The 239-nt window shown below is 52.7% G+C and carries 1 protein-coding gene; it reads right to left on the bottom strand.

Annotation, left to right across the window (positions count from 1 at the left end):
* On the bottom strand, nt 1–239 hold a 239-nt coding region (locus SB756_RS34780), incomplete at both ends, for an alpha/beta hydrolase-fold protein (RefSeq protein WP_410913847.1).

The raw sequence follows: 239 nt of genomic DNA, 5'->3' as shown, positions 1-239 counted from the left end.
ATCTTTATCACCAACGACCACAGTAAAATTACGTAGTTGCTGGTTAATAGCTGCCGGATCGTTCAGCCGGGCCGCGACACCTTCATCCGGTACGGTTGTCGTGGTAACACCACTGAATGTGGCCAGCCAGCCAAAGCTTTCCAGATGATTCATTCCCGATACCAGCGCCTGATACCCACCTTGTGAAAGCCCTGCCAGTGCGCGACCATCGGCATCTTTACGGACGTTAAAACGCTTGC

It is taken from the genome of Pseudomonas sp. SIMBA_068 (assembly GCF_046534705.1).
GTDB lineage: Bacteria > Pseudomonadota > Gammaproteobacteria > Pseudomonadales > Pseudomonadaceae > Aquipseudomonas > Aquipseudomonas putida.
This window is presented reverse-complemented; position numbering and strand designations above follow the sequence as displayed.